Here is a 22,755-nt window from a genome sequence, read left to right on the forward strand (position 1 = left end):
TGATTGGAGCGCCTTCCATGCACGTTTCCGCCCTGCCCGGCGCGCAACCGGCGCGCCATGCCGCCAATGGCGCTGGCGTCGCGGCCATCCTGCTGTGGGCGTCGCTCGCCCTGATGACCGCGACGGCGCAGGGCCTGCCGCCGTTCCAGTTGCTGGCCGCCAGTTTCGGCGTGGCTTTCGCGCTCAGCGCCGTCCTGCTGACCGCGCGGCGCGCCTGGGGGCGGCTGCGCGCGCCGGCCGGCGCCTGGCTGCTGGCCGTCGGCGGCATCTTCGGCTACCACGCGCTCTACTTCTACGCGCTGGGCAACGCGCCGGTGGCCGAAGCCAGCCTGATCGCCTATCTCTGGCCCCTGCTGATCGTGCTGTTCGCGCTGCGCGGGGCCGGCGGCGCGCGGCGCTGGCGCGCGCTGGCCGGCGCCGCCCTGGGTTTCGCGGGCACCGCGCTGCTGGTCTGGCAGCGCGCCGGCGGCCCGCCCGGGGCGGACGCGGGCGCCGATGGCTATCTCGCCGCCCTGGGCTGCGCGTTCGTCTGGTCGGGATACTCGGCGCTCAATCGCCGCTATGCCGACGTGCCCAGCGACATGATAGGCGGCGTGTGCGGCGTGGTGGCGCTGGCCGGCGGGCTTTGCCATCTGGCCTTCGAGCAGACCGTCGCGCCGTCGGTAGCGCAGTGGTGGGCCATCCTGGGGCTGGGCATCGGCCCGGTCGGGCTGGCCTTTTTCGCCTGGGATTACGCCACCAAGCGCGGCTCGCTGCCGCTGCTGGGCGCGTTGTCATACCTCGCGCCGCTGGTCTCGACCCTGCTGCTGATCGCCACCGGCGCCGCCGCGGCCGGCTGGGGGCCGGTATTGGCGGCCCTGGCCATCATCGGGGGAGCCTGGCTGGCGACGCGGCGCTAGCCGGCTGGCGGCGCAATCGGGCCCGGCGGTCCGGGCCGCGTGGCGATGGCCGGCGGGCAATAGGCGCGAACATCCCTGAGCGGGCCCAGGTACTTTTCGATCTGCACCGCCGTCAGCTGCCCCGAGCAGCCCTGGGCCAGGGACGAGGTGCCCGCGTCGCGGGTCACGGCATTGGGATTGCCGTGCACGCACATGGGCAACCCGCGCTCGTCCTGCTCCGGGTCGTACCAGGCGCCGGTAGGCAGGCGCACGACGTCCTCGCGGATATCCGTGGACAGGGTCGCCGCCGCGAGGCACGATCCGCGCGGGCTGTAGATGCGCACGATGTCTCCCTCGCCGATCTCCCTGGCGCGCGCGAGCGCCGGATGCAGCGTGCAGACCTCGCGGCCCTCCCGCTTCGATGCCTGGCTGTAACCGCCGTAGTCGAACTGGCTGTGCAATTTGTTGGCAGGCTGGTTGGCGACGAGATAGAGCGGGTAGGCCGCCGAGACGGGGTCGGCGGGAGGCAGCCAGGCCGGGTGCCCGGGGCAATCGTCATAGCTGAACGCCGCGATCTGTGCCGAGGCGATCTGTATCCGGCCGCTCGGCGTGGGCAACGGGTGTGCCGCAGGGTCCAGCCGGAATGCCCGTTGCGCGCCGCCATCGTCCGGGCGCTGGGGCAGCCTGAGCTCGCCCTTCTCCCAGAACGCGTCGAACGACGGCGCGTCGAGGCCTTTGGCTGCCAGCTGCTCGCGGGTTGCCGCGTAGATCCATTGCAGCCAATCGGACGCCGAGCGCCCTTCGGTCATTGCGGCGCCGCAACCCATGCGCTGCGCCAGGTCGCTGAAAATATCGTAATCGTTCCTGGCATCGGCGTAAGGCGGGACGACCTGCTGCATCGCGACCATCAGATCGTCGGTCGGCGAGGCGCCGATATCGTCGCGCTCCAGTGTCATGGTGCAAGGCAGGACGATGTCGGCATGCCTGGCGGTCGCGGTCCAGCCGATTTCGTGGACGACGAAGGTGTCGAGCCGCTGGAATGCCTGGGCCAGGCGGCCGAGGTCCTGGTGATGGTGGAAGGGATTGCCGCCGGCCCAGTACGCGAGCCGGATATGCGGGTAGCGCAGCGTCCTGCCGTTGTATGGGAACGTCTCGCCTGGCGAAAGCAGCATATCGGCGATGCGCGCGCAGGGGATGAAGCGTTTCTCGTGGTTGGCGCCTTGTGGCAGCGCCGCGATCGATACGGCATTCTTGCGCCGCCCGTACTTGGAGATCGAGCCCAGCGCATAACTGTATCCGCCGCCTTCCAGTCCCACTTGTCCCAGCAGCGCGGCGAGCACCAGGCCCATCCAGACCGGCTGTTCGCCATGGTCTGCGCGCTGCAGGGAGTGGGCCACGGTCACGAGGACCCGTTTGCCCGCCAGTCCCAGTGCGAGCTCCGTGATGGCCGCAGCGTCGATGCCGCACAGGGCGGCTGCCCATGCCGCGTTCTTGGCCAGGCCATCGGCGCGGCCGAGCAGATAGTCTTCGAATACCGGCCAGCCGTCGCAGAAATCGACGACGAAATCCCGGTCATGCAGGCCCGCTGCGACCAGCGTGTGCGCGATGCCCAACATCAGCGCGACATCCGTGCCCGGCACCACCGGCAGCCAGGTCGCGGCCGCCTCCGTGGGCAGATCGTCCCGTTGCGGGCCTATCGTATAGAAGCGGCAGCCGCGTCCAGCGGCCTGCGCCATGGCCTGGCGTTCGATGTGCCGGCTGACGCCGCCGGCGGCCACGCGCGAGTTCTTCAGCGCCATGCCCCCAAATGCCAGCACGACGTCGGTATGCCGGGTGATCTGTTCCCAGGAGACATTGCACAGCGTGACTTCGTCGAAGCCGCCAACCACGTGCGGAAGCACCACCTGCGCGGCACCCGAACTGTATGAATGGACCGAGCGGACATAGCCGCCCAACGCGACATTGAGAAAACGATGCAGCTGGCTTTGCGCATGGTGGAAGCGCCCCGCGCTGGACCATCCGTATGAGCCGCCAAACACGCCGGCGGTGCCATGGTGATCGACCACGCGGCGCAATTCACGGGCAAGACGATCCAGTATCTCGTCCCACGACATCGGCACATAGTCGTCGCTGCCGCGCCGGGTGTCCGGCCCGGGGCCGTCGCGCAGCCAGCCCAGCCTGACCATCGGTTCCGGAACGCGCACGCCATGGCGGATGGCGTCCGGCAGATTCTCGATGAGGCGGTTCGGATCGGGATCGCCCGCAAACGGACGGACCTTCAAGCGGTCGCCGGTGTGTGCGGCGTCGAAGACTCCCCAGTGCGAGCTGTGCCGCCGCCATTGCACAGGTGGCTCGCCATCCGGACGAGCCGCGTTCGTGTCGCGTTCTTTCATGGACGTATCCTTGGCGGAATTACGATTGGTCGCCTGCGTTGCCCAGGTGCGGGAGATACTGCCCGATGCCCTCCCTGAGCAGCGACGCAAGTTCGGCGGTGCGCGCGCGTATCGTCACGCTGGGGCCGCCGACGGCCACCGCCATGGGCCGGGTGCCTTCGCGTTCCGGCAGCAAGGCCGCGATGATGCCTACCCCTGGCACGAGCCGGTCTAGCGATGTGGCATAGCCGTTCTTGCGTATCTGGGTGGCGTCGCGCGTGACGGTGGACAGATTGATCTCGGGCTCGTTGGCGCCGCGCAAGGCGTTGTGCCGGAATACGGCGCGCCGCACCTGGTCGGGCTCCATCGTCGAGACGAACAGCCTGCCGGTTCCGGAGGTCAGCAAAGGGCGTACGTCTCCGACGTTGACATGCAGGCGTACGCGCTGCGTCGAGGGAATGATGTGGATGTAGCGGGCGCCGGCATCCACTTGCAGGGCCAGGATGATGGTTTCGCCCGTTGCCTTGGACAAATGGCTCATCAGCGCCATCAGGGGGCCGTCGTGGGCGAGCAGCGGGTCGATCCAGCTGCCCAGCAATGTCACGCGCGGGGTCGGACGATAGAGCCGTTGCTCGTCCTGGACCAGGTAGCTGAGCCGCTGCAGGCTGCGCAGGATGCCGGCCGTGCTGGATGCCGGGAAACCCAGTGCGCGCGAAATCTCCAGTACGCCGGCCTCGCGGCGCACGGTGTCGAAGTATTCGAGGATCTGGATGACACGGACGGCCGATTTGACTTCGTTGGTCATGGTTTGGAGACCCGAAAGAACGAACGCCGCGGCGCGCGAACCAGGGCAGGCATGTCGCAGCGCGCCGATCATGACGGCATGGGCCCGGTGTAGTGCACGCACTCCTGGGGGACATGACGCCACTTCGTATTCTGCCCCTTTTCTTCCAGGTAGTGCGTCAGGACGCTGAACTTCCTGGCGATCATCACCAGCGCGGCGGCGCAGCCGTCGGGCAATCCCAGGTCGAGTGCCAAGGCCGCCACGATGCCGTCGATGTTGATGGGGATATCCCTGCCCTTGGCGGCGGCGAGATGGCGTTCGGCCGCGAGCAGCAGTTCGCAGTGGATGCCCGCGGTGCCGGCGCGGCGCGCTACCTCCAGCAGGACGCGCGGGCGCGGATCCCTGGCGTGCGGCGGATTGCCGAAGCCGGGCATGCGCCCGCCGGCCCGCAGGGCCGCGGCGACCAGGTTCCCGGCGGCGGCATCGACGTCGTGCTCGCCGGGTGCGCCGTTGCGCGCGCCGGCGTCGGCGATGGCCTGCTTCATCATGGCAGCCAATGGGTCGCCGACGCCGCCGGCCACGTCGCCGTACAGCAGCGCCGCGCCCGCCATGGCCTGGGCGATGGGCGCCCCGTAGGAGGCGAAGGTGCGGCCGATGGCCGCCGCCGGCGTCACGCCATGGTCCACGCACGCGGTCAGCACGGCATCCAGCGTACGCGCTTCGCCCGCGTCGGGCAGCCGGCCGGTCAGGAGCAGGAAGGCCGATGCCACGAACGGCTGTTCGCGAATGAGGTCGGACAGGCGATGTCCGCGGATGATGGTCTCTTCTTCCTGTGGCGTGCTGACGATCTTCGAGATGGCGGTCGTGAAGTGATGCATGTCGTTCATGAGTGCGCTTCCTGTGCAGGACAAACCGTCGCTTCGCCGGGCTCCGTCGGATGCCGTACGGTCGTGGCCAGCGCATCCAGCGCCACGACGCCCTGGCCCGCGGGAAGTACCCGCAATGGATTGATCTCCAGGCTTTCGATGTGGCGACGATTGGCATACGCGTAGACCGAAAGCAGCGCAACGGCCTGCGCCAGGGCATCGGTGTCGGCGCGTGGCATGCCGCGCGCACCGTCGAGCAGCGGCGCGCCTTTGAGCTGCGCGATCATCGAGCGGGCCGTCGCGGCGTCGAAAGGCGCCCGCCGGATCACGGCATCGGCAAGGATCTCGGTGTAGACGCCACCGCTGCCCAGCATCAGGCAGGGCCCGAAGGTCGGGTCCTGGATGCAGCCCAGGATCAGATCCACGCCGGGACGCGCCATCGGGGCTATCGCGATGCCGTCGATGCGCGCTTGCGGACAGTTGCGCCGCACTCGCGCCATCATGGATGTGTAGACGGAGCGCGCCTCGTCGGCTGTCTGCACGGCGAGCTGCACGCCGCCGACGTCCGATTTGTGGAGAATCTCGGGCGACACGATTTTCAGCGCCACCGGAAAGCCCAGCTCGGTGGCGATTGCCGCGGCTTGGGCGGGATCCTGCGCGATACGCTCGGGCAGGGTCTGGATGCCGATCGACCGTACCAGGCGCTTGGCCTCGGTCTCGCTGTATTGCATGCCAGGCGTGACGGCATGGGCGGTATCGGGTAGCCGCGGCAGCGTCCGCGCCGGGCGCGCCTGCGCCTGTGCCGCCGCAATCTCCATCAAGGCCGCCACGGTGCGGATAGCCCGGGTCGGATCCTCGAACACACTGAAGCCCAGGGCCTCCAGTTCCTGGCGCACCTCGTCGCAGGCCAGCAGGCAAGCCACGCGCACCTGAGGGTCCGGCCGCTTCGAGAGCGCAGTCAGGGCTGGCATCAGGCGCCGCATCATCGCGGCGTTCAGCCCGAGGTGGGACAGGAAAAGCAGCAAGGAGCCGACCGTCCCGGAGGCCAGCAGCGCGTCGAGCATGGGCCCCAGAATCTCCGGCGTGTTGGTGATCTGCGCGGTGACGTCGACCGGATTGCGCGTGCCTGCATAGGGCAGCAATTCACGGATGCGAGCCTGGGCGATCGCGGGCAACTCCGGCATGTCCACGCCCAGCCGCTCGGCTTCGTCGGCCAGCAGCACGCCTACCCCGCCCGACGTGGTAACGACGGCCAGCGAGCGGCCGCGGGGGCTCTGGTGCACGGTCAGTGCATAGGCGACGTCGAACATGTCTTCGATCGAATGCGCGCGGTACACACCGAACTCGCGCAGCACGGCGTCGAAGACCTGATCGGAGCCCACCATCGATGCCGTATGCGACGCCGCGGCGGCCGCGCCGATAGGCGACGATCCTACCTTCATCATCACGATCTGCTTGCCGTGCGTGCGCGCCAGTTCCAGCGCCTCGATCAGGCGGCCGGCGTCGCGCACGCCCTCGATGCAAGCCACGATCACGTGGGTGCCCGGGTCGGTCGCCATGTAGGCAATCAGCTCGGCCACATCGATGTCGCTTTCGTTGCCGCTGGTCGCCCAGACGCTGAAGGCGATGCCGCGGCGTTCGGCCAGCACCAGGCAGTGGGCGCCCAGTGCGCCGGACTGGCTGGCCAGCCCTATGGATCCGGGCCTCGGGGGAGCATGTCCCACCGCGCCGCTGAACGTGGCGATCAGCTTGCTGCGGGTGTTGATCACGCCCAGGCAGTTTGGCCCCAGTACGCGCACGCCGCTGGCGCGCGCCCGGGCCGTCAATTCGGCCTGTACCTTGACACCCTCGGCGCCGATTTCGGCAAAGCCGGAGGTGTAGACAATGGCCGCGCGCGCGCCAGCCGCAACGACGTCGTCGAATGTGGCCAGGACATGCGCCGCCGGCACCGCGACGATGGCCAGATCCGGCCGAGTCGGCGTTTCGGTGATACGGGCGTAGGCGTCCAGTCCCTGCACCACGCTGCGCGCGGGATTGACGGGGTAGATCGGTAGCGCGAAGCGCGCCGCCTTCAACAGGTGCAGGGGGCGGCCGCCGATTTTCGACGGATCGTCCGATGCGCCCACGACGGCGACCGAGCGGGGCTCGAACAGGGCGGTCAACGTGTGCCCGGAACCGGGACGGCGGGATTGGGATGGGGTCGGCATGCGGCAGGGGCGTTGGATGAGTCGGAGTCGTCGCGGGTGGGGAGGGACTGGCTATTTGGCCGGCTTGAGGCCGGCGGCCTTGACCGTTGCTCCCCAGTCGGCCATCTCGGAGGCGATGAACTTGTCGTAGGCGTCGGGGCCGAGTCCGGCGACGGTCATCCCGAGGTTCTCGAAACGGGTTTGCATGGCAGGTTCGGCCAGTTGGCCCAGGATCTCCGCCGCCACGGCGTCGATGGCCGCGCGCGGGGTGCTGCGTGCCGCCGAAATGCCGAACCAGGAGAAGACGTCGAAATTCTCGATGCCGGACTCCTGGATGGTGGGGACGTCCGGGAAGTTGGGCGAGCGCTCGGCGGTGGATACCGCCAGCAGCCGCAGGCGCCCTTCCTTGACCAGGGCCGCGAAGGTGGGAATGTTCTCGATGGTGAAGAACACATCGCCCTGCAGCAGGCCCAGCATGTTGCCCGCGGCGCCCTTGAAGGGAATGTGCAGCAGATCGATGCCCAGGCGCTGGCCCAGCATCACGCACGAAAGGTGCGAGGTCGTGCCGATCGCCGCGGAGCTGAATACGCGTTTTTCGGGATCCTTGCGCAGCGTGTCGAACAGCTGCTGCGCGCTGGTGATGCCGGTATCCGAGCGCACGAACAAGCCGTTGGGCAGCGTGCAGCACCGCGCCACGCCCGGCAGGTCGGTATGCCAGTCGAACGGCACTTTCTCGTACAGCAGCACACTCAGTACGTTGGAGGCCAGGTTCGAGACGAAGAAGGTGTGGCCGTCGGTGGCCCGCGCGGCGTTGCCGGCGCCGATCAGGCCGCCGACCCCCGGCATGTTCTCGATCACCACGGACTGTCCGAACTTGCTTTGCAGCGGTTCCTGCAGGTTGCGCGCCACGATGTCGCTGGTGCCTCCCGCGGCGCCGCCGGAGATGAAGCGCAGATGGCGGGTCGGCCACGCCGGCCCCTGGCCGAAGGCCTGTCCGGCCAAGGCCGGGAACGCACTGGCGCCAAGCAGGGACAACAGCGCTCTACGTTTCTTCTGCATGGATGGCTCCTGATCGGAAAATGGGTGCGGCGGAAATCTCGTGGGCCAACGGGTGGCTGCTGGCGATACGTTTGCAGGCGTTCATGCGGCGTTGGCGTCGAGCATGCCGGTCACGGCGTGCAGGGCTTCCAGCGTCACGGGTCGGTCGACGTCCAGCAGCAGGTCGGCGGCGCGCGACTCGCGCCGGGCATGCTCGCCATCGAATGGCTCGGCATGTTCGATGCGATGCATCAGCACCATCCAGCTCAGGAGCAGCCTGCGGGCATCGCCGGTCCTGGCGGCCAGCATGGCGCCTTCGTGGGCGAGCAGCACGGCGGTCATCACGTGATAAAGACGCGAGGAGGCCGACCGCGCAAGGTGTTCGAGCTGTGGATCGGCGGCGATCGCGGTGATACGCGCGACGGCTTCCTCTACGGCCTGCGTCAGCGCCGCGCCGTGGCGTGGCGGCACGCGGGCATCGCGAGCCAGCTCCATGAGGCGCTGGCGCAACGCCTCATGGGCGGCATCCCTGGCCACCGCGCGGGTGACGATGTCGAGCGCGTTGATGTTGCTGGTGCCTTCCCACAGCAGCCCGGTCTGGGCATCGCGCACCAGACGAGCATTGATCCATTCTTCGATGTAGCCGCTGCCGCCGCGCACTTCCATCGCTGCGGTGGCGACCGTCGCGTTGTCGCGGCAGGCTCGGAACTTCAGCAGCGCGGTGGCCAGCCGCACGATCTTCCTGTCCCGCGGATCGTCCGCGCCGGCGCGGTGCATCGTCGAGGCAACAAACATGCATGCCGACAACGCCTGCTCGGTGGGCACCATGATCTTCAACAGGCTGCGTTTCATCAGCGGATGCGCGATCACCGGTTTGCCGAAGGCGGCGCGACGGCGGGCGAAATGCAGGGATTCGTTCAGGCACCGGCGCATCATGCCGGCTGCGCGCACGCCGTGCGAGAGCCGCGAGGCGTTGATGGGCAGGACGGCGTACCGTATGCCGTCCCTGCCCTGGCCGATGGCATGGGCGAGGGCGCCGTCGAAGACGACCTCGCCGGTGGCCATCGAACGGGTGCCCAGCTTGTTCTTGAGCCGCGCGATGCGGTAGCGATTGCGAGTGCCGTCTTCCAGCAAGCGAGGGACGACGAACATGCCAAGGCCGCGCGTTCCCGCCGGGGCGCCTTCCGGACGCGCCAGCACCAGCACGTAATCGGCGTCGATGGCGCTGCAGAACCATTTCTCGCCATATATCTTCCATGCGCTCCCGTCGAACCGGGCATGGGTGCCGATCCCGGCGAGGTCGGAGCCGCCGGTGCGCTCTGTCATGAAATGGCCAATTTTCAGCAGGGTACGCATATCCTGGCTGAGCATGCCGGCCATGCGTTGCTTGAGTGTGTCGTCGGCGTAACGCTGGATCATGCCGACCGCCGCATCGTTGCCATTGACGGGGCACAGCAAGCCGAACTCCGCCTGCGAGAACAGGTAGGTCAGCGTGTACTTGATCAGTGGCGACGCGTGGCCAGGCCAGCCGAGCACGCCGGGCTTGTGGCCGATCGCGGCCATGCCGAACTCGCTGAACGCGATCCGCTCCATTTCCCGGTATGCCGGGTGGTAGTCGATGCGGTCGACGTCGCGGCCGTGGCGGTCGCGCGGCGCCAGCGTCGGCGGATGCTTGTCCGCGGCGTCCGCCAGTTCGTCCAGCGTGTTGCCGGCCAGCTCGCCGAGCCGGTCGAAGTGCGGCGTGAAATGGCGCAACTCTTCGGTATCGGCGCAAAGCGCCAGCAGTTGGCGCAGCGATGGATCGAGGCGCCAGAAGTTCTGGCCCCGGCAGTCGTTCGGAATCGATTCGGCCGCGTCCGCGGTGCGGGGCCGTGATGGTGAAACTTCATGATTCGCCAGCGGCATGCGTGTTGTCTCCGTGTATGCGACCGGCTTCGAGGTATGCGCCAGTTCTGATGGAACGAAGAGTACCCAGGCCGCGAACATCGAATCAACGGCTGAGCGCAGTATTCATGCTTATGAATGAACAATTCGAATATGCGAATACTTGGCCTGATTGCGGCGAGGTTAGGCGTGTAGATTTCATGCTGTCCACGTTGCCCAGGCCGACGTGGCGATTTCCCTACACGTAGCATTTCCAACCAGCTGGAGGCAGGTCGAGAATGACGAACCCGGACTTCGAACACATCAAGCCGGTGGTGAGCGTTGCCCGGCATCGGAACGTAGCCGTCCTGAGCGTCGACAATCCGCCGGTCAACGCACTGTCGGATACGGTACGTGCCGGCCTGTGCTCGGCGCTGCGCGAGGCGGAAGCGGACCCCGCAGTGCGGGCGGTGGTGCTGGCGTGCGAGGGCAACACGTTCGTCGCCGGCGCGGATATCCGGGAGTTTGCGCGTGCGAAGGGCGCTGCCGAGGCAATCGATGTGCCCGCCGTGATCGAATCGTGCCGCAAGCCTGTCGTGGCGGCGCTGCATGGCCAGGCGCTCGGTGGCGGACTGGAACTCGCGCTTGCATGCCATGGCCGCGTCGCGCTGGCGGGATGCCGGCTCGGACTGCCGGAGATCACCCTGGGGCTGATTCCTGGCGGAGGCGGCACGCAGCGCCTGCCCCGTCTCATCGGATTGGAGGCGGCCGCCGAACTCATCCTGTCCGGCGCGACGATCGATGCCGAGACGGCGCGCGAGTCGGGCCTGCTCGACGCTGTCTGGCCGGACAGGCTGCGTGAACGGGCCATTGAATTCGCGGCATCCCTGGCCGACAGTCCTGCAGGCGTGCGCCGTGCCAGCACGTTGGCGCATCCGCCCATGTCGCCGCAGACCGGGCAGGACCTGCGCAAGATTGCCGAGTCCCGTCCTGCCGCGTTGCGCGCACCCCAGGCGGGCGCGGCGGCCGTGGAGGCCTTGTCGGCAGCGGCGCAGCCGGACTTTGCCCGCGGCCGGGCGCTCGAACGCGAGCTGTTCGCCCGATTGCGCGACGGCGAAGAGTCGCGCGCGTTGCGCGCGCTGTTTTTCGCCGAGCGTTCAGCCAGGCGCGTCGGGCTCGATGACGCCACGTCCGCGCCGCCGATGGCGCACGATGCCGCCGTGGTCGGCGCGGGGACGATGGGCCGGGGCATCGCCATCGCGCTGGCCGATGCGGGATTGCGCGTGCGATTGATCGATGTCGAGCAGGCCAGCCTGGACAGGGCGCTTGAAGCGATTCGCGCGCATTACCGGTCGCTTGCTGCGCGCGGCCGCATGACGGAGGCGGCGGCACGGGATGCCGTGGCACGGATCTCGCCTGCCAGCGACATGCAGGCGGCAGCCGAGGCCGACGTGGTGGTCGAGGCCGCCTTCGAGGATCTCGCGATCAAGCAGGCGATTTTCCGCCAGCTCGATAGCATTGTGCGGCCCGGGGCTGTCCTGGCGACCAACACGTCCACGCTCGATGTCGACGCGATCGCCGCCGCGACCCGGCGGCCGCAGGATGTCGTGGGCACCCATTTCTTCAGCCCGGCCAACGTGATGCGCCTGCTGGAGGTGGTGCGCGGCGCGCGCACCGCGCCACGGACGCTGGGAGCGGTGCTGGCATTGGGCCGCCGCATGGGCAAGGTATGCGTAACGGTTGGCGTATGCGATGGATTCGTCGCCAACCGCATGTCGGCCCACCGCGCCCGTCAGATAGAGTTGCTGCTGCAACACGGCGCGTTGCCGCAGGACATCGACCAGGCCGCGCGCGAGTTCGGGTTCAGCATGGGGCCGTGCGCGGCCACCGACCTGGCGGGCCTGGACATCAGTTGGCGCATCCGGCGTGGCAAGGGAGCACGCTCCCCCATTGCCGATGCCCTGTGCGAACTTGGCAGGTTTGGCCAGAAGGTTGGCCGCGGATATTTCTCCTATGCGCCTGGCAGCCGCGTCGCCGTCCCGGACCCCGAGGTCGAAGCGCTGATCCGGCGCATGGCGGAACAACTGGGCATACGCCGCCAATCGTTCGATCTCGCCACGATTACCGACCGGCTGATCCTGCCGGTGATCAACGAAGGCGCGCGTGTATTGCAGGATGGCGTTGCGCGGCAGGCCAGCGACATCGACCTGATCTGGGTCCACGGCTTCGGCTGGCCGGCACGGCGCGGCGGGCCCATGTTCCATGCCGAACGGGTAGGGTTGGCCAGCGTGTGCGACCGGCTCGCCCGCCTGGCCGACGCCCTGGAGGACGCTTCGTTGCAGCCGGCGCCGCTGTTGCGCGATCTCGCTACCCGCGGTGCCGGGTTTGCCTCGCTGCATGCCGCGCGCCAGGCATGACCGGCACATTCTCGACAGGAGACTCGAAGATGCTTGATGCAGTCATCGTATCGACGGCCCGCACGCCGATCGGCAAGGCCCGCCGCGGGGCGCTCAATCTGACGCACGGCGCCGACCTTGGCGCCCATGCCATACGCCATGCCGTCCTGCGGGCCGGCCTGGAGGCGGGCGAGGTCGAGGATGTCATTCTCGGATGCGGCTACCCGGAAGGCGGGACCGGCAGGAACGTCGCCCGGTTGAGCGCGCTGCGGGCCGGCATGCCGGTCACGGTTTCGGGCATGACGGTGCAGCGCGCCTGCAGCTCCGGCCTGCAGGCGATCGCAATCGCGGCCGGCCGGATCCGTACCGAAGGCGTGCCGGCGATCGTGGCCGGCGGTGTCGAGTCGGTCAGCCTGGTGCTGGACCATATCAACAGGTCGTCGCACCGCAACGAATGGCTGTCGGCGCACTTGCCGGGCATAGACATGACCATGATCGAGACGGCGGATCTGGTCGCGCAACGCTACGGTATTTCGCGCGAGGCCCAGGATGAATACGCGTTGCGCAGCCAGCGCCTGACCGCGGCCGCGCAAGAGGCGGGCAGATTCGAGCACGAGATCGCGCCGATCCGCACGACCATGCGCACGATCGACCCGGCCACCGGCGAGGCCGTGCTGCGACAGGTGGAGTGCGCGCGGGACGAGGGCGCTCGTCCGGATACCTCGCTCGACAATCTTGCCCGGTTGGCGCCTGTGCGTGGCGACGGGCAATTCGTGACCGCAGGCAACGCCAGCCAGTTGTCCGATGGGGCCGCGGCCTGCGTCCTGATGTCCGGCCGCGAGGCTGCCCGACGCGGCCTGGAACCGCTGGGGGTGTTCCGCGGCTTCGCCACCGCCGGATGCGAGCCGCAGGAAATGGGTATCGGGCCCGTGCTGGCGGTGCCCAGGCTACTCGAACGCCATGGCCTGACGGTCGACGACATCGATCTGTGGGAACTCAACGAGGCCTTTGCCTGCCAGGTGCTTTATTGCCGGGACCGGCTGGGTATTCCCGACGCCCGCCTGAACGTCGACGGCGGCGCGATCTCGATCGGCCATCCATTTGGCATGAGCGGCGCCAGGATGGTCGGCCACGCACTGATCGAGGGCCGCCGCCGGGGGGCGCGCTACGTGGTGGTGACCATGTGCGTGGGTGGCGGCATGGGGGCGGCCGGCCTGCTGGAAGTCCAGCAGTGATTGGTACGGCCGGCCCGTGGCCTACCCGCCGATCCCGATGCGCGTCTCGAACTTGGCGCGGTGCACCGAGAAAAAGGTGCGCACGTTGCGCACATTGGCCTGGGCGGTGAACACCCGGTGGGCCAGGGCGTGGTAGGCCGGCATGTCGGCCACCTGTACGATCACCACGAAGTCCGGGCCGGGCGAGACGCGGTAGCACTGCAGCACCGCCGGTTCGTCCAGCAGGCTGGCCTCGAATTCGGCCAGGCGTTCGGCCGCCTGCACGTCCAGCGTGATTTCCACGATGGCCGTCAGCGTGCTGCCCACCTTGGCCGGCGCGACGATGGCCACCTGCTTTTCGATCACGCCTTCGTCCACCAGGCGGCGCACCCGGCGCAGGCAGGTCGGCGGCGAGGCGTGCACGCGCGCGGCCAGTTCCTGGTTGGTCAGGGCGCAGTCACGCTGCATTTGGTCGAGGATGCGGCGGTCCAGGTCATCCAAAGGGACGGAAGGATTAGGCGTGTTTTGCATGATTAATTCAAAATAACGCTCCGGAAGAAATTATATTTAATCACGTTTCTGTAAGAAAATAACCTTCCAAAATTCGTAGAATTAAGAAATCTAATTTCTTGGCGGGCAGCGCACAATGCGTCCGAACCTGAATTCTTAGGAGTCCACCCATGTGCGGCATTGTTGGCGCCGTCGCCCAGCGCGACATCACCCCGATCCTGATTGAAGGCCTCAAGCGCCTCGAGTACCGCGGCTACGATTCGTGCGGCGTCGCCCTGTATATGGACGGCCACCTGCGTCGCACGCGCAGCACCAAGCGCGTGGCGGAACTGTCCGAGCAGGTCGCCGAAGACAAGCTGGGCGGCTTCACCGGCATCGCCCACACGCGCTGGGCCACGCACGGCATTCCCGCCACCTACAACGCCCACCCGCATTTCTCGGCGCAGGGCAAGGACGAGCCGCGCATCGCGCTGGTGCACAACGGCATCATCGAGAACCACGAAGAGCTGCGCCAGGAGCTGCAGGGCGTGGGCTACGTGTTCGAAAGCCAGACCGACACCGAGGTCATCGCGCACCTGGTCAACCACCTGTATGCGGGCGATCTGTTCGAGGCGGTGCAGCAGGCCGTGCGCCGCCTGCAGGGCGCCTACGCCATCGCCGTGTTCTGCCGCGACGAGCCGCACCGCGTGGTCGGGGCCCGCCAGGGTTCGCCGCTGGTGGTCGGGCTGGGCCAGAACGAGAACTTCCTGGCCTCCGACGCGCTGGCCCTGGCCGGCACGACCGACCAGATCATCTACCTGGAAGACGGCGACGTGGTCGACCTGCAGCTGGCCCGCGTGTGGATCGTCGACCAGGCCGGCAAGCAGGTCGAGCGCAAGGCGCACACGGTGCAGGTGCACACCGGCGCGGCCGAGCTGGGCCCGTACCGCCACTTCATGCAGAAAGAGATCTTCGAGCAGCCGCGCGCCGTGGGCGACACGCTGCAGGACATCGAGTCGATCACGCCCGAGCTGTTCGGCGACGGCGCGTACAAGGTCTTCAAGGAGATCGATTCGCTGCTGATCCTGGCCTGCGGCACCAGCTACTACGCCGGCCTGACCGCCAAGTACTGGATCGAGTCCATCGCCCGCATCCCGGTGGCGGTGGAAATCGCCAGCGAGTATCGCTATCGCGACAGCGTGCCCAACCCCAATGCGCTGGTGGTCACCATCTCGCAGTCGGGCGAAACCGCCGACACCCTGGCCGCGCTCAAGCATGCGCGTTCGCTGGGCATGCAGCACACGCTGACGGTGTGCAACGTGGCCACCAGCGCCATGGTGCGCGAGTGCGAGCTGGCGTACATCACCCGCGCGGGCGTCGAGATCGGCGTGGCGTCGACCAAGGCCTTCACCACGCAGCTGACCGCGCTGTTCCTGCTGACGCTGGCCCTGGCGCAGACGCGCGGCCGCCTCACCGAGGAGCAGGAGGCCGAGCACCTGAAGGCCTTGCGCCACCTGCCCGCGGCCATCGGCGCGGTGCTGGCGCTGGAGCCGCAGATCATGGCCTGGGCCGACCGCTTCGCGTCCAAGGAAAACGCGCTGTTCCTCGGGCGCGGCATGCACTATCCGATCGCGCTGGAAGGCGCGCTCAAGCTGAAGGAAATCAGCTATATCCACGCCGAGGCCTATCCGGCCGGCGAACTCAAGCACGGCCCGCTGGCGCTGGTGACCGAGCACATGCCGGTGGTCACGATCGCGCCCAAGGACGCGTTGCTGGAGAAGCTGAAATCCAACATGCAGGAAGTGCGCGCGCGCGGCGGCGAGCTGTATGTGTTTGCCGATGCCGACAGCAAGATCGCCAACGCCGAGGGCATGCATGTGATCCGCATGCCCGAGTACTACGGCGCGCTCTCGCCCATCGTGCACACGATCCCGCTGCAGCTGCTGTCGTACCACACGGCGTGCGTGCGCGGCACCGACGTGGACAAGCCGCGCAACCTGGCCAAGAGCGTGACGGTGGAGTAAGCGGGAAAAGCCGGCGGCCGGTCAGAGGCCCTGTCCCCCTGCGGGGACGGCTACCGTCCTGGCAGGCTGGCGTAGTGTGCCTGTCCCAGCGGGGACAGGCACACGCACGGGCAGAGGCCAGTCCCCATGCGGGGACAGGCACACCACGCGATGCGGGTCTGGCTCTCCGTGCATCGGCACGGGTCAGGCTGCGGCGTATTCAGGCGATCCTGCCCACCGCCGCCCGCCAGGCCAGGTAGTCGTCGAAGGCGCGCTCCAGCATGTACAGCGGTTCGTAGCCGGTATCGCGGCGCAGGCGGGCGATATCCATCGGCGCGCGCTGCACGGCCTTGTCGCGCCCGATGGTGCATTCGTCCAGGTTGTCGGCCATGCGATAGGCGAAGCGCGGGAAGCGCTCGCGCAGGCGTTCGCACCAGTCCCGCACCGACCAGCGCGCGCCGGCCGACAGGTGGTAGACCGGGTCGGGCGTCTGCCCGCGGTCCAGCACGGCGAGGATGCCGCGCGCCACGTCCACCGAGTAGACCCAGTCATCGGCCGCCAGGCTATGCACCACGGCCTGTCCGCCGGCCTCGGCGATGCCCGACAGCTGCAGGGGCAGGCTCAAGGTATCGCGTACGCCCGTGTCGTACTCCCAGCGGCCGAAGACCGTGCCCAGCCGCAGCACGGTCAGGTTCAGGCCGCGCGTTTTCCGGTAGCGCACGCCGGTGCGTTCGGCGGCGAACTTGCTGATGCCGTACAGCGTTTCGGGCAGCACGGCGCTGGTTTCGTCCAGCATGCCTTCGACCTGGCCGGCGGCGCCGAACACCGAGCCCGTGCCCAGTTGCACCACCTGCCGCACGCCATGGCGCAGGCCGGCCTCCATCACTTCCACGGCGCCGAGCAGGTTGACGGTGAAGATATCCGCGGCCGCGTTCTTTTCGCGCTCCAGGCCGGCGGTGACGGCCGCGCCATGCACCACGCGATCGACGGCATGCTCGCGCAAGGCGGCGTCCAGGTCCGCGCCGCGGCGTACGTCGCCAAGTACGGTGGACAGTCGCCCCGGCAGATGCGCCATGGCCGCGGTGGCCGCGTCCGGCAAGGGGGCGGGCCCGAACGCCACGACGTCTTCGCCGCGTTCAAGCAGTTGCTCGATGAGGTTCAGGCCGACAAACCCCGCCCCACCCGTGACCAGTACCGACATGATTTCCTGCTCCGTATCGGGCGGCCGTTCCACCTGGGCGCGGCCGCCTGTGTCGATCAATCGACGCTGATGTCGGCGACGTTGGCGATGGTTTGCCACTTCTGCGTTTCGGCGGCGATGAAGTCGCGGGCTTCCTGGTCCGTCAGCACCAGGGGCTGCACGGCCAGTTCGGCCAGGCGCGCGGCGTAGTCCGGGTTGGCGACGATCTTGCTGTTGGCCGCCTGGAACCTGGCCTGGATGTCGGCGGGCGTGGCCTGCGGCAGCGCGATGCCCCACCAGGTGCTGGAGACCATCTTGGGCAATCCGAGTTCGGTAAAGGTCGCCACGTCCGGCAGCAGCGCCAGGCGGTTCTTGTCGGCCACCGCCAGGGCGCGCAGCTTGCCGCTGGCGATGTGGTTCTTGATGGTCGTCAGGTCGTTGACCGTCATGTCGACTTCGCCGCCGAGCAGCGCCAGCGTGGCCGGCCCGCCGCCCTTGTAGGGCACGTGCATGAGGTTGATGCCCGCGGTGTACTTGAGCAGTTCGCCGCCCATCTGGACGATGGTCCCGATGCCGGAGGTGGCGAAGGTGTATTTGCCGGGGTGCTGCTTGGCCAGCGCGATCAGTTCGGGCACGGTCCGGGCGGGAAAGTCCGCGCGCACCGCCAGGACGTGCGGCGCGTTGGCGATCAGGCCGACCAGCGAAAAGTCGCGGAAGAAGTCGTACGGCAGCTTCTTGGAGATGATCTGGTTGATGACCATGGTGCTGGTCGTGCCGAATACGATGGTATAGCCGTCGGGGGCGGCGCGCGCGGCTTCGTTGGTGCCGATGATGCCGCCGGCGCCGTCGCGGTTCAGCACTACCACGGGCTGGCCCATCAGGTCGGACAGGTGCTGGGCGTAGAGGCGGCCCACGATGTCGGCGGGTCCGCCGGCCGAGAAGGGCACGATCATCCGTATGGAACGGTTGGGAAACGCGTCGGCGGCCGACGCGGCCGGCGATGCCAGGCTGGCCAGCAGCAGGATCGATGCGCTCAGGGCCAGGCGCGGCAGGCGGCACAGGCCGCGCGCGAAGTTCAGGGGGTGCAGAATGGCCATCGTGATGATTTCCGAGAAAGATGGTGGGCAACGCAATCGGGCGCCGTGCATGGCCGTCCCGCGTCAGTGGTCGAAATTGTGGACACAGGCCTCATAGCCTATGCGCGACGAAACGAATCCGCCGCTGTGCAAGCTGCAGGCAAGGCGATCGAAGCCCTCCTTGTTCACGTGGGTGGTTTCGGACCAGATGCCGTTGCGCCGGTAGCGCTCGATGGCCGCGTGGAGGATGTCCGGCGCAAGTTCGGTGAAGAACGGCGCGGTGAGGCGGGCAAGGTCGCGCGCGTCGTGCGCGTGGATCCATGCCTGCGTCGCGCGCAAGGCGCGATCCAGCGCGGCCAGGGCGGCGCCGTTGCGCGCCAGGCCGTCGCGGCTGCAGATGAAGGTGGTGTAGACCGTGGGGCCGCGGCTGGCGGCGTCGTAGAGCAGCCGGCCGCCGGCCGCGAGCGCCTGGCTGGCGCACGGCTCGAACAGCTGCGCGACGTCCAGCGTTCCGTCCGCCAGGGCCTGCACTTGCTGCGGCATGGTCAGGGCCTCGACGAGCCGCCCGTCGCGCGCGATATCGATGCCGCGGTCGTGCAAGTCGGCCCGCAGGCAATACCAGGGCGTCGGCACTTCCGACACCACGCCCAGGCGCAGCGAGGGCAAGTCGTGGAGGCCGCGCGCGGCCAGGCCGGCCCGGCCGACCAGGCTGAACGGATCGCGCCCGACCGCTTCGCCGAAGGACAGCAGCGAGGCGCCGTTGTCCGGCGCGCTGTCGTGGTCCTTGATGACGCGCATCGGGCCGCCCCAGGTCAGGTCGACCGCGCCCGCTTTCACCTCGTCGATCGCGCCGCCGGGGCCGGCGGGGGGCAGCCATTCGATTTCCAGGCCCTCGCGCCCGGCGTGGCCGAGCGCCTTCAGGGCGTAGAACGGCGCATAGAACACGGCTCGAAAGTTTTCGGCCAGACGCAGTTTCATGATGTCCGGACCCAGGCGGGATGCAGGCGAGCGCCGCGCAGGCGCATGGCGGTCGCGGTCCGGACGGATACGCGGGCTTTGGGCGGGTTCACCATATTCTCCCCTGCATAATTTATTATTAAATGAATTATAAATATATTTATAGGGCGTTGCCAATGTCTTGTCAAGGCGCGCCGCGGGCCGTGCGGGGTCCGCGCGCAGGCCCTGGCGTCCCGCAATCCCGGCAGTCCCGGCACAGCTTTGGATTTCTTGATGCGCTGGCGCGGAATTTGAAGATTTACAGCTTGCCGCAAGCCCGTGAACATGGAGCCCAGCGATCAGGAGGCCGCCCGGCGGGCTGTGCGGCTCCGTGCAAGCACTTCCAGATTCTTTCCCCCATATCAAAAAGGAGACGTTGGATGGCCGGGACGATTGACATTACGCATGAGGGCGCCGTCAGCACAATGACGATCAACGCGCCTCCCTTGAACGTATTCTCGGTCGAGATGCTGCACGCATTGCTCGAGGGGCTGCAGGCGCTGGAGCAGCGCGAGCAGACGCGCGCCATCGTGATCCGCGGCGCGGGCAGCCGCGCGTTCTCCGCCGGGGCCAACCTGAACGACCAGGCCGATTTCTCGGAGCACGACGCCCGCATGCTGCGCGTGATCGGCCGCGAGGTCGTCGAGCGAATCGAAACGCTGGAAAAACCCGTGATCACCGCCATCGAGGGCTGGTGCATCGGCGGCGGCACGGGCATTGCGTGGATTGGCGATATCCGCATCGCCTCGGACACCGCCAAGTTCCGCGCGGGGGACGCCTATCTCGGGATCATCCCGACGTGGAGCATCGGCATGGTGCGCCTGGTGCATTTCCTGGGCCGCAACCGCACGCTGGACCTGCTGCTGCTGGGCGAGGACATCGATGCCGCGGCGGCGCTGGAGCTGGGCCTGGTGACCCGGGTCGTGCCGGCCGGGGAGTTCAATGAGCAGGTGGCGCAGATCGCGGCCCGGCTGGCCACCGCCGCGCCCATGTCGGTCAAGGCCATCAAGCTGGCCGTGCGCGCCCAGTATCGCGACAACACCGACCGGGCCGCGCAGCTCGAAGAGGAATGGTGCACCCGCATCTGGGCGTCCGAAGACAAGAACGAGGGCATTGCCGCGTTCAAGGAAAAGCGCCAGCCGCGCTTCAAGGGCAGGTAATGGACAACGCTTCCGTATCGCCCGGTTTTACCAGGCCGCCCCGGTTGAGCGTGGCGCGCATCGTCGCGCCGGGTTCGATCGCCGTCGTGGGGGCCTCCGACGACCTGAAGAAGTTCGGCGGCCGCATCATCCACTACGTCACGCGCAACGGCTACCGCGGCACCGTGATACCCGTCAACCCGCGCAGGGCCGAAGTGGCGGGGCTGCCGGCGGTGCCGAGCATCGCCCACCTGGGTCCGGTGGATGTCGCCATCCTCGCGCTGCCGGTGGACATGATCGAGCAGGCCATCGGCGAATGCGCCGCGGCGGGCGTGGGCGCCTGCGTGATCGTGTCGGCGGGGTTCGCCGAGCTGGGCGACGAAGGCGTCGCGCGGCAGGACCGGATCGTGCGCATTGCGCGCGAGGCGGGCATGCGGCTGGTGGGTCCGAACTGCATGGGCATCATCAATCCCCACCATCGCATGGCGTTGACGTCCTCGCTGGTGGTGGAACAGGGCGAGCTGCTGCCGGGCAACATCGGCCTGATCAGCCAGAGCGGCGCGCTCATGGTGTCGATGTACGACCGGGCATGCCGCGAGCAGATCCGCTTCAGCGCCTGCGTGTCGCTGGGCAACCAGTGCGACCTGGAGATCTGCGACTTCTTCGAGTACATGATCGACGATCCGCTGACGCGCGTCATCACGATGTATGTCGAGGGTTTCGTCGATACCGGCCGGTTCGCCGAGCTGGCGCGCCGCGCGCAGCGCGCGGGCAAGCCCGTGCTCCTGACCAAGACCGGCCGCACCGCCGCCGGCGCCGAGGCCGCGCGCTCGCATACCGCCAGCCTGGCGGGCAACTACCGGGCGCTCGAAGCGCTGTGCGAAGCCACGGGCGTGACGATCGTCGACGACCCCGACGGGATGCTGCAGCTGGCCGCGATCCTGGCGCGATTCGGGCGATGCGCCGCCGAAGGCGTGGGCATTGTTTCCCCGTCGGGCGGCGCCATCGGGATCGGGGTCGACCGCCTGTCCGACGTGGGCATCCGGCTGGGCAGGCTGGACGCCGCGTCCCAGCAGTTGCTGGGCACGGTGATGAACCCCAGCCATGCCTTCAATCCGGTGGACCTGGGCAATCGGACCACGGAAGAGATGAGCCAGCTGCGCACCATCGTGCAGGCATACAACCAGGCGCCCGATATCGGCGTCATTTTCGTCATTCTCACGACTTCGCCGCACTTCGAGCAGGTGACGCTGGCGCTGGGCCAGGCCATGGCGCAGGCGGGCGGCAAGCCGGTGCTGTTCCTGGTGACGCCCGGGGGCGTGGCCGACAACTGCCGGACCTTGCTGCAGGATCTGGGCCTGCCTTATGTCGATCGCATGGATGATGCGATCCGCATCCTGCGGCACTACGTGCCGAAGGCCGACGCCCTGCCCGCCCGGGACGCGCCGCGGCCCGCGTCGTGGCCGATGCCCGAGGGCGCCGGCCGCATGCTGGGCGCGCGTCCCGGCGAACCCGAGGTCAAGGCGCTGCTGCGCGCGTACGGGATCCCGCTGGCGCAAGAGCGTTTCTGCCGCACGGCCGAACAAGCCGTCGAGGCCGCGCGGGCCATCGGCTTTCCCGTGGTACTCAAGGCTGTCAGCGCGCAACTCGTGCACAAGAGCGATATCGGGGCGGTCAAGCTGAGGCTGGCGGACGACGCGGCCGTGCGGCGCGCCTGGGCGGAGATCGAACAGGCCCTGTCCAGCCAGGTCGACGGCGCCGTGCTCGATGGCTGCCTGGTGGCCGAGATGGTGACCGCGCAAAGCGAGCTGCTGGTTGGCGCGATCAACGACGCCCAGTTCGGCCCGATGATCATGGTCGGGTTCGGCGGGGTCACCGTGGAGCTGGTGCCGGATACCCAGTTGGCGGTGGCGCCCGTGGACACGGAACAGGCCATGGCGCTATTGCGGCGGCTCAAGCAATGGCCGCTGCTCGATGGCTACCGAGGCATGCCCAAGGCGGATGTGGCGGCCGTGGCCGAGGTCGTCAGCCGGGTCAGCTGGCTGATCGCGGACTTGCGCGACCAGGTGGCCGAGCTCGACATCAATCCGTTGCTGATCCGGGCCGGGGACGGCAAGCCGATCGGCGTGGATGCGCGGGCCGCCATGCTCGGCCCGGGCTGACAGTAGGCGGCCCAGGCTGGCGCGCATGCGTCGCGGCAAGGCCTTGCCGCGACGCGCCGCCGGCATGCTGTTGGCTTGTCATGGTGACTGAATTGGTGAATGATCCGTGACGA

16 protein-coding genes are annotated in these 22,755 nt (G+C 68.2%); 6 read left to right on the forward strand and 10 right to left on the reverse strand.

Annotated features, from left to right (window positions below):
* The first annotated feature begins 17 nt into the window (after nt 1-17).
* Complete coding sequence (locus EL288_RS00905) at nt 18-899, forward strand: DMT family transporter (protein ID WP_010929452.1); 882 nt, start codon at nt 18-20, stop codon at nt 897-899.
* On the opposite strand, the gene EL288_RS00910 is transcribed toward EL288_RS00905, so the two are convergent.
* From EL288_RS00910 to EL288_RS00935, 6 genes are all read right to left on the reverse strand, one after another.
* On the reverse strand, nt 896-3,271 hold the full coding sequence (locus tag EL288_RS00910; protein ID WP_033458635.1) for a molybdopterin-dependent oxidoreductase: 2,376 nt from the start codon (nt 3,269-3,271) through the stop codon (nt 896-898). The two genes, EL288_RS00905 and EL288_RS00910, sit on opposite strands and share 4 nt — an antisense overlap.
* A gap of 19 nt (nt 3,272-3,290) precedes the next feature.
* Nucleotides 3,291-4,127 (reverse strand): IclR family transcriptional regulator, encoded by an 837-nt coding sequence (locus EL288_RS00915; protein WP_003815714.1) that lies wholly within the window; start codon nt 4,125-4,127, stop codon nt 3,291-3,293.
* Entirely contained in the window at nt 4,124-4,921 is a 798-nt protein-coding gene (locus EL288_RS00920; protein ID WP_033454218.1) for a citryl-CoA lyase, read from the reverse strand. Before EL288_RS00920 ends, EL288_RS00915 begins: the two co-directional genes overlap by 4 nt.
* Nucleotides 4,918-7,107, reverse strand: coding sequence for an acetate--CoA ligase family protein (locus EL288_RS00925; protein WP_010927211.1), 2,190 nt, complete (start codon nt 7,105-7,107; stop codon nt 4,918-4,920). The genes EL288_RS00920 and EL288_RS00925 overlap by 4 nt, the downstream gene beginning before the upstream one ends.
* 51 nt (nt 7,108-7,158) lie before the next feature.
* Entirely contained in the window at nt 7,159-8,145 is a 987-nt protein-coding gene (locus EL288_RS00930) for a Bug family tripartite tricarboxylate transporter substrate binding protein (protein ID WP_003815708.1), read from the reverse strand.
* Between the two features lie 81 nt (nt 8,146-8,226).
* The gene (locus EL288_RS00935; RefSeq protein ID WP_033458632.1) at nt 8,227-10,029 is read right to left on the reverse strand and encodes a DNA alkylation response protein; all 1,803 of its coding nucleotides are present in this window, start codon (nt 10,027-10,029) and stop codon (nt 8,227-8,229) included.
* 257 nt (nt 10,030-10,286) lie between these two features.
* Between EL288_RS00935 and EL288_RS00940 the strand changes: the two genes are divergently transcribed.
* Nucleotides 10,287-12,404: a 3-hydroxyacyl-CoA dehydrogenase NAD-binding domain-containing protein gene (locus EL288_RS00940; protein ID WP_010927208.1), complete on the forward strand. Its 2,118-nt coding sequence runs from the start codon at nt 10,287-10,289 to the stop codon at nt 12,402-12,404.
* 29 nt (nt 12,405-12,433) lie between these two features.
* Nucleotides 12,434-13,618 carry an acetyl-CoA C-acyltransferase gene (locus EL288_RS00945; protein ID WP_033454214.1) on the forward strand — a complete coding sequence of 395 codons (1,185 nt, stop codon included), beginning with the start codon at nt 12,434-12,436 and terminating at the stop codon, nt 13,616-13,618.
* A gap of 21 nt (nt 13,619-13,639) precedes the next feature.
* On the opposite strand, the gene EL288_RS00950 is transcribed toward EL288_RS00945, so the two are convergent.
* Complete coding sequence (locus EL288_RS00950) at nt 13,640-14,128, reverse strand: Lrp/AsnC family transcriptional regulator (RefSeq protein WP_003815701.1); 489 nt, start codon at nt 14,126-14,128, stop codon at nt 13,640-13,642.
* A gap of 149 nt (nt 14,129-14,277) precedes the next feature.
* Here EL288_RS00950 and glmS point away from each other — a divergent pair, with 149 nt between their 5' ends.
* Nucleotides 14,278-16,110: a glutamine--fructose-6-phosphate transaminase (isomerizing) gene (gene glmS / locus EL288_RS00955; protein WP_003815700.1), complete on the forward strand. Its 1,833-nt coding sequence runs from the start codon at nt 14,278-14,280 to the stop codon at nt 16,108-16,110.
* 199 nt (nt 16,111-16,309) lie between these two features.
* On the opposite strand, the gene EL288_RS00960 is transcribed toward glmS, so the two are convergent.
* From EL288_RS00960 to EL288_RS00970, 3 genes are all read right to left on the reverse strand, one after another.
* On the reverse strand, nt 16,310-17,290 hold the full coding sequence (locus EL288_RS00960; protein ID WP_033452866.1) for an NAD-dependent epimerase/dehydratase family protein: 981 nt from the start codon (nt 17,288-17,290) through the stop codon (nt 16,310-16,312).
* A 56-nt stretch (nt 17,291-17,346) separates the two neighbouring features.
* Nucleotides 17,347-18,366, reverse strand: coding sequence for a Bug family tripartite tricarboxylate transporter substrate binding protein (locus tag EL288_RS00965; RefSeq protein WP_003815698.1), 1,020 nt, complete (start codon nt 18,364-18,366; stop codon nt 17,347-17,349).
* A 63-nt stretch (nt 18,367-18,429) separates the two neighbouring features.
* Nucleotides 18,430-19,323: an ABC transporter substrate-binding protein gene (locus EL288_RS00970; RefSeq protein WP_003815697.1), complete on the reverse strand. Its 894-nt coding sequence runs from the start codon at nt 19,321-19,323 to the stop codon at nt 18,430-18,432.
* A 398-nt stretch (nt 19,324-19,721) separates the two neighbouring features.
* On the opposite strand from EL288_RS00970, the gene EL288_RS00975 reads away from it, so the two are divergent.
* Together EL288_RS00975 and EL288_RS00980 are read left to right on the forward strand one after the other, a co-directional pair.
* On the forward strand, nt 19,722-20,501 hold the full coding sequence (locus EL288_RS00975) for an enoyl-CoA hydratase/isomerase family protein (protein ID WP_003815696.1): 780 nt from the start codon (nt 19,722-19,724) through the stop codon (nt 20,499-20,501).
* Nucleotides 20,501-22,642 carry an acetate--CoA ligase family protein gene (locus EL288_RS00980; protein ID WP_003815695.1) on the forward strand — a complete coding sequence of 714 codons (2,142 nt, stop codon included), beginning with the start codon at nt 20,501-20,503 and terminating at the stop codon, nt 22,640-22,642. Before EL288_RS00975 ends, EL288_RS00980 begins: the two co-directional genes overlap by 1 nt.
* Nucleotides 22,643-22,755: the final 113 nt, after the last annotated feature.

This window comes from Bordetella bronchiseptica, from assembly GCF_900636925.1.
GTDB classification, from domain to species: Bacteria; Pseudomonadota; Gammaproteobacteria; order Burkholderiales; family Burkholderiaceae_B; genus Bordetella; species Bordetella pertussis.

Coding starts and splice junctions, on each gene's coding strand:
- EL288_RS00905 (WP_010929452.1), top strand. CDS start 18: ATGCACGTTTCCGCCCTGCCCGGCGCGCAACCGGCGCGCCATGCCGCC.
- EL288_RS00910 (WP_033458635.1), bottom strand. CDS start 3,271: ATGAAAGAACGCGACACGAACGCGGCTCGTCCGGATGGCGAGCCACCT.
- EL288_RS00915 (WP_003815714.1), bottom strand. CDS start 4,127: ATGATCGGCGCGCTGCGACATGCCTGCCCTGGTTCGCGCGCCGCGGCG.
- EL288_RS00920 (WP_033454218.1), bottom strand. CDS start 4,921: ATGAACGACATGCATCACTTCACGACCGCCATCTCGAAGATCGTCAGC.
- EL288_RS00925 (WP_010927211.1), bottom strand. CDS start 7,107: ATGCCGACCCCATCCCAATCCCGCCGTCCCGGTTCCGGGCACACGTTG.
- EL288_RS00930 (WP_003815708.1), bottom strand. CDS start 8,145: ATGCAGAAGAAACGTAGAGCGCTGTTGTCCCTGCTTGGCGCCAGTGCG.
- EL288_RS00935 (WP_033458632.1), bottom strand. CDS start 10,029: ATGCCGCTGGCGAATCATGAAGTTTCACCATCACGGCCCCGCACCGCG.
- EL288_RS00940 (WP_010927208.1), top strand. CDS start 10,287: ATGACGAACCCGGACTTCGAACACATCAAGCCGGTGGTGAGCGTTGCC.
- EL288_RS00945 (WP_033454214.1), top strand. CDS start 12,434: ATGCTTGATGCAGTCATCGTATCGACGGCCCGCACGCCGATCGGCAAG.
- EL288_RS00950 (WP_003815701.1), bottom strand. CDS start 14,128: ATGCAAAACACGCCTAATCCTTCCGTCCCTTTGGATGACCTGGACCGC.
- glmS (WP_003815700.1), top strand. CDS start 14,278: ATGTGCGGCATTGTTGGCGCCGTCGCCCAGCGCGACATCACCCCGATC.
- EL288_RS00960 (WP_033452866.1), bottom strand. CDS start 17,290: ATGTCGGTACTGGTCACGGGTGGGGCGGGGTTTGTCGGCCTGAACCTC.
- EL288_RS00965 (WP_003815698.1), bottom strand. CDS start 18,366: ATGGCCATTCTGCACCCCCTGAACTTCGCGCGCGGCCTGTGCCGCCTG.
- EL288_RS00970 (WP_003815697.1), bottom strand. CDS start 19,323: ATGAAACTGCGTCTGGCCGAAAACTTTCGAGCCGTGTTCTATGCGCCG.
- EL288_RS00975 (WP_003815696.1), top strand. CDS start 19,722: ATGGCCGGGACGATTGACATTACGCATGAGGGCGCCGTCAGCACAATG.
- EL288_RS00980 (WP_003815695.1), top strand. CDS start 20,501: ATGGACAACGCTTCCGTATCGCCCGGTTTTACCAGGCCGCCCCGGTTG.